Origin of the sequence: Paenibacillus durus, assembly GCF_000756615.1 — a bacterium.
GTDB classification, from domain to species: domain Bacteria; phylum Bacillota; class Bacilli; order Paenibacillales; family Paenibacillaceae; genus Paenibacillus_AQ; species Paenibacillus_AQ durus.
In genome coordinates, this window is sequence record NZ_CP009288.1 from 2,474,825 (window position 1) to 2,488,087 (window position 13,263).

Here is a 13,263-nt window from a genome sequence, read left to right on the forward strand (position 1 = left end):
TGGCCGGCTTAGGATGCATCATTTAAGCACAGGGAGTTGATCGGATGAAAGACGACCTATATCAAATGTACAAGGATATTAAGGCGCATAAAATAAATCAACATGATGCTGTCAGTCAACTAACCTCTCTTATGTCACGAACAGTTAAAATTCAGAACAACTCTGAACGTAAGAGCGGGAACCAAATAGACAAATCTTTATTTGACAAGGTACTGGCAACTATCGTAGAGGCTGTTTCCGGTCTTTTGAAGGTCAACGCAGAAGAAATTGAAGCTGATGTGGAATTAGGCGAGTATGGTCTCGATTCGATCATGCTGACGGAACTGACGAATACGCTCAACCGGGATTACCAAATGAACCTGACACCTGCACTGTTCTTTGAGTATCCAACGCTGCAAGAGTTTACCGAGTATGTGATCAGAACATACCGACACGTGTTTACAGAGCGTTTTTCAGAGAAAGAACGTTTGGTACAGGCTCAGGAAACTATCACCAAACCGGTGTCAACAAAAGCCCGGGAGGCGTCACTGGCAACGAAACACAACCGTTTTGCGAGATTTTCATCTTTACATGCCCAAGAAAACCGAACGGACGGCTCCGAACAGGAAGCCATTGCGATCGTCGGTATGAGCGGGATCTTCCCAATGGCTGCCAATACGGAAGAGTTGTGGAAGAACCTGTTGGAGGGACGGGACTGCATTTCGGAGATTCCGCCGTCCCGGTGGGACTGGAGAGCCCATTACGGCGATCCGCTGAAGGAAGCGAACAAGACCAACATCAAATGGGGCGGTTTCATTGAAGGCGTGGATGAGTTCGACCCCGGTTTCTTCGGTATTTCTCCAAGAGAAGCGGAGTTGATGGACCCGCAGCAGCGGCTGCTGATGCTTTATGTATGGAAAACGATTGAGGATGCAGGATACTCGGCGCAAAGCCTGTCCGGAAGCAAGCTGGGCTTGTTCGTGGGGACGTCAGGCACAGGCTACAGCAATCTGATCGCGCGGTCAAGCCTAACGATTGAAGGATATACCTCGACCGGAATTGTGCCGTCGGTAGGTCCAAACCGGATGAGTTATTTCCTGAATGTGCATGGGCCAAGCGAACCGATTGAGACGGCTTGTTCCAGTTCCCTGGTCGCCATCCATCGGGCAGTTACAGCGATGAAGAATGGGGATTGTGATGCAGCGATTGTCGGCGGAATCAATACCATCCTAACCCCGGAGGGACATATCAGCCTGAACAAGGCTGGCATGTTGAGCGAGGACGGGCGATGCAGAACCTTTTCGGAGCAGGCTAACGGTTATGTACGCAGTGAAGGTGCCGGGATGCTGATGATTAAACGGCTGAAGGATGCGGAGCAGGCAGGGGACCATATCTATGGGCTGATTCGCGGAACGAACGAAAACCATGGTGGCCGGGCAAACTCGCTGACGGCGCCAAATCCTAAAGCGCAGGCCGAGCTGTTGTCTCATGCATACCGGAAGGCGGGCATCGACCCGAGAACCGTTGGTTATATTGAGACCCACGGAACGGGGACACCATTGGGCGACCCAATTGAAGTGAACGGGCTGAAGGCGTCGTTCCGGGAGCTCTATCAGGCGACCGGGGATGAGCGGGTTAAGGAAGCCCACTGCGGACTGGGCTCGGTCAAAACGAATATCGGGCATTTGGAAATGGCGGCGGGAATCGCAGGTGTCATTAAGGTGTTGCTGCAGATGAAGTACAAGAAGCTGGTTCCTAACCTGCATTTGGATACCCTCAATCCCTATATCCAGTTGGAAGGCAGCCCGTTCTATCTGGTATGGGAAACCCGGGAGTGGAAAACGATAACAGACGAGAACGGGAAGGAGATGCCGAGAAGGGCAGGTGTGAGCTCGTTTGGCTTTGGCGGAGTGAACGCGCATATCATTATTGAAGAGTACAGGGGGAATCGGAGCGTAAAGAAGACGAAAGAAGGGGGGGTTACACCGGAACGGCCGGCAATGATCGTGTTGTCGGCAAAGAATGGAGAGCGGTTGAAGGAACAGGCACGGCAGCTGCTGGAAGCAGTTCGTCAGGGCAAGTATGAGAACAGCGATATGGAAGACATCGCATACACCTTGCAGGTGGGACGGGAAGCAATGGAGGAGCGTCTGGGAATACTGGCGGGAACGATGGAGGAACTGAAGGCCAGACTGAGTCTGTTTGTGGAGGGGAAAGAAGAAAACGGAGAAGGCGGGGGACTCTACCGGGGGCAAGTGAAACGCGGCAAAGATGCGCTGTTGTCTTTGACCAGTGACGAAGAGATGCAGGAGGTCGTCAGCAAGTGGCTGCAACGGGGAAAGTACGGCAAAGTACTGGAGCTTTGGACCACGGGATTTACGATGGATTGGGCGGTTATGTATGGAGACGACAAGCCGTCCCGGATCAGCCTGCCGACCTACCCGTTTGCACGGGAGCGGTACTGGGTGCCGTTGATTGAAGCAAAAGAAAGGGGTGCTTTCGGAGAAAGCACGACAACAACAAAATTGCATCCGCTGGTACACCGGAACACGTCTGATTTAAATGAGCAGCGGTACAGCTCGACATTCACCGGAATGGAAACGTTTCTTAGAGGCAGTAAGGGATTGGACAGCAAGCAACTGCCCGATGCGGCCCATCTGGAGATGGCACGTGCGGCGGTGCAGCTCGCCGTCCAGGGAGCTGAGACGGACATAAATGTTCCGGTGAAGATGCAGCTTAGGGATATCAAGTGGGTCAATCCTGCCGTGGTGGCAAAAGAGCCGCTTCAGGTGCATATCGGCCTGTATCCGAAAGAAGACGGGACTTTAATCTACGAAATTTACGGTGAAACGGGGACAGGCAATTCGGAGATTTTTAGCCAGGGTCTTGCGTTGCCGACTCTGCGTCCAGAGAAGGACTCAACTTCTCTGGATTTGACAGAGCTGATGAACCGATGTACCCGGAGGAGATATGCTCGTGAGCAGTTTGAAGCTAAAGGGGATACATCCACGAGGCTCTTAGGGGTCATTCAACAGTGTTATTGGGGATACGGGGAAGTTCTGGTGAAACTGGCGTCATCCAACATAATGTTGGAGCGAACGGATATGCTGCTTCATCCGGAATTGCTGAATGCAGTGATACAGATGGGAGTGGATACGGCAAACGAGGAATTTGGAGCCTTTTCGGAAAGAGAAACAGCTGAAGCCAACGGGCTTGTTGCAATGAAATCACTCGAGCTTCTAAGCGGAGGACAAATTGAATGGGCCTGGATACGTTATAACATGAGCACTGAGAATTACACAGGCCATGACTTACCTGAGAACATGCAGGGACTGGACATCGCCCTGGTTAATGAAGCGGGTCATGTCTGCGTCTGGATGAGGGGAGTTACACTGTGTGCATCTGAAGCATGTGAAGGTTTGCTGCTGCTTGAGCCGGATTGGCAAGACCTAGAGGAATACGCCGACGGGTTGGGGCTGCCTGTATATCACGAACATCGGGTGCTGCTTTGCGAGTCAGTGGCAGAAGGAATCGCGGAATTAAGTCCGGCAGGCTTGTTTAAGCCGCACTGTGTCCGGCTGGGGGCTGCTGGGGACATTACGCATCGGTTTGAGGCTTATGCGATGGCCGTTTTTGAAGAGATTAGAGAGCAAATGAAGAAGCATCATGATGGAATAAACCTGCTCCAGGTTGTGACATCGGGAAGTGGGGAGTCTCAACTAGTAGCAGGTCTGGTTGGGCTGCTGCGGACGGCGCGGCTGGAGAATCCGCAGTTAACTGGTCAACTGATTGAGATAGAAGCCGGGACAGCAGCGGATACAATGGCGGAGCAGCTTCAGGCCTGTGCAGAGCATCCGGAAGAGACACACCTACGTATTATAGGCGGGCGACTGCAGCGTGCCGGATGGAGGGAATACGAAACAGAAGGTGAACAAAAGGAATCAAATACAATTGAGAATACAAATGAGAATGAAAATAAAATTTTAAATGCAAATATATATAGAAAGGCAATTTTAGAGGGAGATGTAAATGCGAGCACAAAAGAAGTGAAACCGCAAGCGGGACAGGGCCATCGGCACCCATGGAAGGATGGAGGGGTGTATGTCATTACAGGCGGTGGAGGCGGCCTGGGCCGGATATTCGCAGAGGAAATTACCCGCCGGGCACAGGGGACCACACTGATTTTGACCGGGAGATCGGCCAGTCTGCCGGAGGCTGTCCGTCGGGAGCTGGAGCGGCTGTCGGCCCGGGTGATCTATGAGCCGGTAGATGTTGCGGATGCGGGAGCAGTGAAGGACGTGATGAAACGCATCAGCCAGTTATACGGCCGGGTGAACGGAATTCTGCATAGTGCCGGAGTGACAAGGGACAGTCTGATTCGAAATAAAACGGTGGACGAGTGGAAGGAAGTGCTGGCGTCGAAAGTGACGGGCACAGTGAATTTGGATGAAGCGAGCCGGGAAGAGGAGCTGGACCTGCTAATCCTGTTTTCGTCCGGTGCGGGAGTCACAGGCAACATCGGCCAAGCGGACTATGCGGCCGCTAATGCCTTCATGGACCGGTATGCGCAACACCGGAACGATCTGGTGAAGGCGGGCGAACGTAGGGGACGAACGCTATCGGTGAATTGGCCGCTGTGGGAAGCTGGCGGCATGCAGATGAGTGAGGTGCATCAGCGCAGATTCCTGGAGCAGACGGGCTTGCGCCCGCTGCGGACTGAGGCAGGCCTTGAAGCGTTGTACCGCGGACTGGCAAGCAGCAGCAGCCAGGTGCTGGTAGCGGAGGGTGATCTGCCTAAGCTGCGTCACAATTTTCTTTCGACCAAATTCCAAACGATTTCTTTGCATCAGTCAGGTGTGCAAACCGAGAACGCGGAAACAGACTGGTTGACAGATAAAGTCAGGAAGTTCATGGCTGCATATATAGCGGAGCTGCTTAAGGTCAACGCAGAAGAAATTGAAGCTGATGTGGAATTAGGCGAGTATGGTCTCGATTCGATCATGCTGACGGAACTGACGAATACGCTCAACCGGGATTACCAAATGAACCTGACACCTGCACTGTTCTTTGAGTATCCAACGCTGCAAGAGTTTACCGAGTATGTGATCAGAACATACCGACACGTGTTTACAGAGCGTTTTTCAGAGAAAGAACGTTTGGTACAGGCTCAGGAAACTATCACCAAACCAGTGCCAACAAAAGCCCGGGAGGCGTCACTGGCAACGAAAAACAACCGTTTTGCGGGATTTTCATCTTTACATGCCCAAGAAAACCGAACGGACGGCTCCGAACAGGAAGCCGTTGCGATCGTCGGTATGAGCGGGATCTTCCCGATGGCTGCCAATACGGAAGAGTTGTGGAAGAACCTGTTGGAGGGACGGGACTGCATTTCGGAGATTCCGCCGTCCCGGTGGGACTGGAGAGCCCATTACGGCGATCCGCTGAAGGAAGCGAACAAGACCAACATCAAATGGGGCGGTTTCATTGAAGGCGTGGATGAGTTCGACCCCGGTTTCTTCGGTATTTCTCCAAGAGAAGCGGAGTTGATGGACCCGCAGCAGCGGCTGCTGATGCTTTATGTATGGAAAACGATTGAGGATGCAGGATACTCGGCGCAAAGCCTGTCCGGAAGCAAGCTGGGCTTGTTCGTGGGGACGTCAGGCACAGGCTACAGCAATCTGATCGCGCGGTCAAGCCTAACGATTGAAGGATATACCTCGACCGGAATTGTGCCGTCGGTAGGTCCAAACCGGATGAGTTATTTCCTGAATGTGCATGGGCCAAGCGAACCGATTGAGACGGCTTGTTCCAGTTCCCTGGTCGCCATCCATCGGGCAGTTACAGCGATGAAGAATGGGGATTGTGATGCAGCGATTGTCGGCGGAATCAATACCATCCTAACCCCGGAGGGACATATCAGCCTGAACAAGGCTGGCATGTTGAGCGAGGACGGGCGATGCAGAACCTTTTCGGAGCAGGCTAACGGTTATGTACGCAGTGAAGGTGCCGGGATGCTGATGATTAAACGGCTGAAGGATGCGGAGCAGGCAGGGGACCATATCTATGGGCTGATTCGCGGAACGAACGAAAACCATGGTGGCCGGGCAAACTCGCTGACGGCGCCAAATCCTAAAGCGCAGGCCGAGCTGTTGTCTCATGCATACCGGAAGGCGGGCATCGACCCGAGAACCGTTGGTTATATTGAGACCCACGGAACGGGGACACCATTGGGCGACCCAATTGAAGTGAACGGGCTGAAGGCGTCGTTCCGGGAGCTCTATCAGGCGACCGGGGATGAGCGGGTTAAGGAAGCCCACTGCGGACTGGGCTCGGTCAAAACGAATATCGGGCATTTGGAAATGGCGGCGGGAATCGCAGGTGTCATTAAGGTGTTGCTGCAGATGAAGTACAAGAAGCTGGTTCCTAACCTGCATTTGGATACCCTCAATCCCTATATCCAGTTGGAAGGCAGCCCGTTCTATCTGGTATGGGAAACCCGGGAGTGGAAAACGATAACAGACGAGAACGGGAAGGAGATGCCGAGAAGGGCAGGTGTGAGCTCGTTTGGCTTTGGCGGAGTGAACGCGCATATCATTATTGAAGAGTACAGGGGGAATCGGAGCGTAAAGAAGACGAAAGAAGGGGGGGTTACACCGGAACGGCCGGCAATGATCGTGTTGTCGGCAAAGAATGGAGAGCGGTTGAAGGAACAGGCACGGCAGCTGCTGGAAGCAGTTCGTCAGGGCAAGTATGAGAACAGCGATATGGAAGACATCGCATACACCTTGCAGGTGGGACGGGAAGCAATGGAGGAGCGTCTGGGAATACTGGCGGGAACGATGGAGGAACTGAAGGCCAGACTGAGTCTGTTTGTGGAGGGGAAAGAAGAAAACGGAGAAGGCGGGGGACTCTACCGGGGGCAAGTGAAACGCGGCAAAGATGCGCTGTTGTCTTTGACCAGTGACGAAGAGATGCAGGAGGTCGTCAGCAAGTGGCTGCAACGGGGAAAGTACGGCAAAGTACTGGAGCTTTGGACCACGGGATTTACGATGGATTGGGCGGTTATGTATGGAGACGACAAGCCGTCCCGGATCAGCCTGCCGACCTACCCGTTTGCACGGGAGCGGTACTGGGTGCCGTTGATTGAAGCAAAAGAAAGGGGTGCTTTCGGAGAAAGCACGACAACAACAAAATTGCATCCGCTGGTACACCGGAACACGTCTGATTTAAATGAGCAGCGGTACAGCTCGACATTCACCGGAATGGAAACGTTTCTTAGAGGCAGTAAGGGATTGGACAGCAAGCAACTGCCCGATGCGGCCCATCTGGAGATGGCACGTGCGGCGGTGCAGCTCGCCGTCCAGGGAGCTGAGACGGACATAAATGTTCCGGTGAAGATGCAGCTTAGGGATATCAAGTGGGTCAATCCTGCCGTGGTGGCAAAAGAGCCGCTTCAGGTGCATATCGGCCTGTATCCGGAAGAAGACGGGACGCTGAGGTACGAATTGTTCAGCCGGACGGAGACAGTCGGCGAAGAGGTGGTATGGAGTCAAGGATCTGCCTTCCTTGATGCGGCAGCACAGAAGGAGGAACAGCCTCTGAATGTGGCCCAAATTATGGAGCGATGCAGACGGATAGAGCCTGCTGCTGAGCAAGGACATATCCAGGGACACACACAGAAAAGCCCCCATTGGCCAATGGAACAGTATTACCTGGGAGCCGGAGAGGCCCTGGTGAAGCTGCCGCGATCCGACGCGGCCTTGAAACCGCAGGGTCTAGTGCTTGATCCGCAATTATTGGATGCGGCGATACAGGCAGCAGCGGACGTTACTAACGGTACACCTAGCCGATTTCATGCTGCTGCGGAAACCAAAACAACAGCATCGAGCAAACTGGTCGCACTGGAGTCGCTTGACATCTTAAGCGGCGGGCAAGCCGTTTGGGCCTGGATTCGCACCCGAGAAGATACGACAGAACTAGCAGAGAGCCATGCATACGAAAAGACGCGGAAGTTCGATATCACGCTGTGTGATGATGCCGGCCAAATCTGCTTCTGCATTGACGGATTGCAGCTGCGTGAAGAAGAACAGCAAGAGCTTGGTGCTCAGGTTGCGGCAGCAGCAGAGCCGAACCGGACGGAAGCCACCAGGCTGATGACCTTTGAGGAAGTGTGGGAGGAAGCAAACGATGCGCCACAGGTTCAGACAGAGGTCAAGACGCTGGTATGCCTGCTGTCCGGCCGTGAGAACCAGGAGGCTCTGCGGACCATGCTGGCACGGCGGAGTCCACAGACGCAGGTGGCTTTCATCGCGCAGCCGGCGCCGGAACAGGACGGGATCCATGCAGCGGCTGGCGAAGCATGCCAAACCGCATTCCGCTGTATTCGCCAGGAGCACGAAAAGGTGGACGTAGTGCTATATTTGTGGCCGCTGGAAGATCCGCGCTGCCTGCGTGAGCCGGGCACCATCGTCCAGATGCTACAGGCGATGGCGGCTGAGCAAGTGAAACCGGACCGGGTCCTGTTGGCGGGGGAATACACCGAAGGCATCGAGCGGTGTTACCTGGATGCTTGGATCGGTTTTGAACGCTCGCTAGGCTTAATTCTACCCCAGACGCGGCTTACCGTGATCAGCCGTCAAGCTCAAGCACAGCCTGCCGGAGAAGCGGCTTGGTCGCTCTGGCCGGATTTGCTGTGGAACGAGCTGCACACAAGCCAGCCGCAAAGCGTCCGTTATGAGAACGGTCAGCGGAAGGTCAGCCTAATCCGCCCGGTTTCTCCTGCGGCGGAGCCACTCCCGGACAGCTACGGCTTGAAGACCGGGGGGACCTACCTGATAACCGGGGGACTGGGCGGATTAGGGCTTGTCTTTGCAAGAGCCTGGGCTCCGCGTGGGGTGAACCTGATTTTGATGGGCCGCTCTGCGCTGGATTCAGCAAAGCAGAAGACGCTGGAAGAACTGGAGGCAGCGGGCAGCCGGAGCATGTACGTGCAGGCGGACGTGAGTGAAGCGGCGCAAGTCGAAGAAGGACTGCGGGGCGCGAAGGAGCGGTTTGGAGCCATTTATGGGCTTGTGCATGCGGCCGGTGTCGAAAGCCGTGTCAGTGTGCTGGCGAAGAAGGCGGCGGATTTCGAGCGGGTACTGAGTCCGAAAATCCAAGGGACGCTGGTGCTGGAAGAGGCGCTGCGTGCAGAGCCGCTGGCGTTTCGATGTTACTTTTCGTCTTCATCGGCCCTGCTGGGAGACTTCGGTTCATGCGACTATGCGGTGGCCAACCGATTCCAGATGGCATACGCGCAGGAGCAGAGTCGTGAGGGGAGCATCCGGACAGTGGCGATTAACTGGCCGCTGTGGCGAGAAGGCGGTATGGGGGCAGGAGAAGAGGAAGGCTCCGGCATGTATTTAAAAACGAGCGGCCAGCGTTTTCTGGAGAAGGACGAAGGGGTGGGGCTGTTCGAGAAAATCATGAGGGAGCCGCACGCGCAGCAGTTGGTTATGGCAGGCCAGCCGAGCCGGGTTCATCGTTTTCTGGGCATAACAGCCGGTCCGGAACCGGTGAAGGAAGCGCAGCAAGCGCCCCGGAAGGACAAGAAACCGGAACGGAGGCGGCCGGAACTGCGGGGGAAAAGCCTGACCGAGTGTGTGCAGTGGGAGCTGAAGGAACTGGCAGGCCGGACTTTGAAGCTGAAGAAGGATCTGATCGACCCGGAAGAGAACCTGGCTGAATTCGGTTTTGACTCCATCAGCTTGACGGAGTTTGCATTGGTGTTGAGCCGTCATTACGGGATTGAGCTGACGCCGGCGGTATTTTTCGGACATTCGACCTTAAACAAGCTTACGCTTTATCTTGTCCAGACGTATCCGAATGATCTTACGGCTTTCTATGCTGAGGAAGCTTCAGTCCGAGTTCCCGGAGAGGAAGAACAGCCCGCTGTTCCAAAACCAACATACACACAGGCTCGTTTAGGAACAAGATTTCCCGGTATTCCCGCGTACAAGACGAATGAGGAGTCCATTGCGATCATTGGAATGAGCGGGAAATTCCCTCAGGCCACCACGATTGAACAACTATGGGGAAATATACAGACAGGCACATCATGCATCTCAAAGATACCGCGTAATCGGTGGGGCATCCATGCAAATGATCAGGATTCCGAAGACCGCAAGGTTCCTGATTGGGGCGGTTATATATCGGATATCGACCGGTTTGATCCTTTGTTTTTTCAAATTTCCCCGAATGAAGCATCAATGATGGATCCGAGGCAGCGCTTATTTTTGGAGGAGGCCTGGCATGCCTTTGAAGATGCAGGATACATGGGTGACCGGATTCGTGGACAGAACTGTGGTGTGTATGTCGGTGTAGAGGAGGGCGAATATGGTTATTTGGCAGGCGAGCATGGTTCCATTAATGGCAATCAAAATGCGACGCTGGCTGCTCGGATTGCGTATGCACTTGATTTGAAAGGGCCCAATATGGCAATCACCGCTGCGTGCTCTTCAGGTCTTGTTGCTCTACATCAGGCTTGTCAAGCCTTGAGAAATGGGGAGTGCCAGATCGCTCTGGCCGGAGCGGTCAGCTTAATTTTATCATCCATGCTGCATGCTGGATTAGCCAAGGCCGGGATGCTATCACCTGATGGGCAATGCCGGGTTTTTGATGAACGAGCTAACGGTTTGGTTCCCGGGGAAGCTGTAACAGCTGTGTTCCTTAAGCCATTGTCGCAAGCAATAAAAGATGGAGACCGTATTTACGGCAGCATTAAAGGGAGCGGGGTAAACTACAGCGGAAAAACGAATGGACTGACAGCTCCGAATCCGGAAGCCCAGGCCGATTTGATGAAGAGAATTTATAAGAAGTACCAAATTAAGCCTGAAGAGATTCAGTTGATTATGGCGCAAAGTGTCGGATCTAAAATTGGGGATGCTATTGAGATGCAGGCACTGGCTGAAGCTTTTGGTCCGCATACAGATCTAGCCGGGTATTGTACGGTGGGCTCGGTTAAACCCTTAATTGGACATACCTTTGCTGCTTCGGGGCTAGTCAGTCTGATTGTCTTGTTAATGGCTATGAAGCACAAAACTCTGCCAGCGCTGCACCTCTACGAACAGCCCAACCGCTATATTGATATGAGCAGCAGCCCGTTTGTATTCAACCAAGAAAATAAGCCGTGGCAGACACAAGACAACAAACCCAGATTGGGTGCCGTGAGTACAACGGGAATAAGCGGAACGAACGCCCATGTCGTCATTGAAGAATATTGCCTAGTCTCTTCCAAAGCCAAAGAGTGTCCCAAAGCTGAATCTGCTCAAATCATCGTCCTGTCCGCTCATCAGCGGGAACGTTTGCAGGCGGTTGTGCAGCAAATGCTAAACACAGCCATTTTGCAAACGGAGCTATCATTATCGGATATAGCATACACACTGCAAACAGGACGTGAAGCTTTGCCGTTTCGTCTGGCTCTGGTTGTCAACAACAAAGACGAGTTTATAGCAGGCTTAAAGGATTATTTGAAATCCGAGAAAGAAGGATCGGTACTATCCAATACTATTCCTGTATTTAAAGGCCAAGTGCAGGAGGAGGATGCAGTTGTTCAAGAATTGTTATCGGGTCCTACCGGTGAAAAAATCCTCCAGGCGCTCATTGCCGACAACTGTCTTGATAAAGTAGCTCTGTACTGGGCTAAAGGAGGGAAAGTATCCTGGGAAGCTATACATGGAGGAGAACGGGCGGAACTCATTTCACTTCCTGGGTATCCATTTGAAAAACGGCGGTGCTGGATTGAGACGCTGCAAGAAAAGCTTCCCGTTGCTGCAAAAGGTTCATCGCCTGCTGACCAGCCAATAAGAAATGACGAAGGAATCATTGCCATTGTCACGAACCTCCTTGGACTTTGCCGGGAGGAAATGAATATGCGTACTCCGCTGGTGGAATACGGCATGGATTCCATCGTTTTTATGCAAATGGTTCAGCGGTTTCAGACCCAAATCAGTCCTGAAGTTAATGCCGTTGACTTGCAAGGTTGTGTAACGATTATGGATATCGTTTCTGCGCTTTCCTCAAAGCTTGGCTATACCGGAGCAAAAAAGAACTTTCCTCTAAACAGTATAGAGGAGAAGGGAGCGATCTTGCCAAAAAAGACTACAGCCCAGGCATGGCTGCAGTTTCCTGAGCTCATTAGGTTAAACGAAGGGATAGAAGGCAGACCGGTATTTTGGTTCCATGCAGCTCTAGGAGGGGTCGAGGGTTATCAAGTCATTGCTTCGCAGAGTCAAAGACCTTTCTACGGCATTCAGGCAAGAGGCTGGATGACCGACCGTTCTCCGCTACACGGCATCCAAAGCATGGCAATGTATTATTTGCATTTAATTCAGATCGTTCAGCCGGACGGTCCTTACGATTTAGGCGGCTATTCATTGGGAGGGCTGATCGCTTACGAGGTTTCCAGGCAGCTGCAACTAAAAGGTGAGGTTGTGAACAGCATTGTTATGCTGGATTCGCTGCACTTGTCAGACTCGGACGAGATGACATCATCGGATAAGGGATTTATTTTTCAATCGGTGAATATGTCCCTGTTGTCAACCATACTGCAAACCCCCGAGAAAGTACCAGACACACTGATTCATCGGGATGATGTCAATCTTGAACTGGAAAATGAAGTGTTTCTCAAGGAGTTGATCGCTATTGCTAAAACACGGGGGTTATCCAAAAGCGAGTCCCGTCTTCAAGAGCTGATTGAACAATGTGTCAAAGTTCAGCAGGCATATCAGGCAGATCAGTATGAGGTGCTTCCGCTTCCCAACCGGGAAGCCGTTACATGTTACTATTTCCGTAATAAAAATGGACAATTTTTTGGTGAATTGGAGCCTTATTTTGTAACAGAAGATGATCGTATTGAGATCAACAACAAGGCATATTGGGAAGTGTGGGAGCAGCAAATACCGGGTTTGCACATAATTGATGTGGATAGCTCCAACCATATGATGCTCTTATCGGAAAAGAATGCCTACGACAAAATTGCTGCATTTTGCAAACAATTGTATTCAGGGGAAGGCATGAATGAAAAATTTATGAAATCCTTCAAAACGAAAATAAATAAAGGAAAAAGTTCCAGGAAAGACCGCTAAGTAAGACGGATAAATAAAGATATTTTATTAAATTCATTTGAAAAGAAGCGACTCCCTTATGAACTTGGGGTCGCTTCTTTTCAAATCTGGCTGAGGCCTGTTTGTGGACATATATTTTGAGCGCTTCATATCAAGCAACCGTTCGAGTCCTCCGAATGGT

General features: G+C 52.4%; 1 pseudogene. It reads left to right on the forward strand.

The window, feature by feature from the left end:
- Positions 1 to 215: 215 nt before the first annotated feature.
- Positions 216 to 13,103 (forward strand): annotated as a pseudogene (locus PDUR_RS10835) (SDR family NAD(P)-dependent oxidoreductase); the annotation flags it as partial.
- Between the last annotated feature and the right edge of the window lie 160 nt (positions 13,104 to 13,263).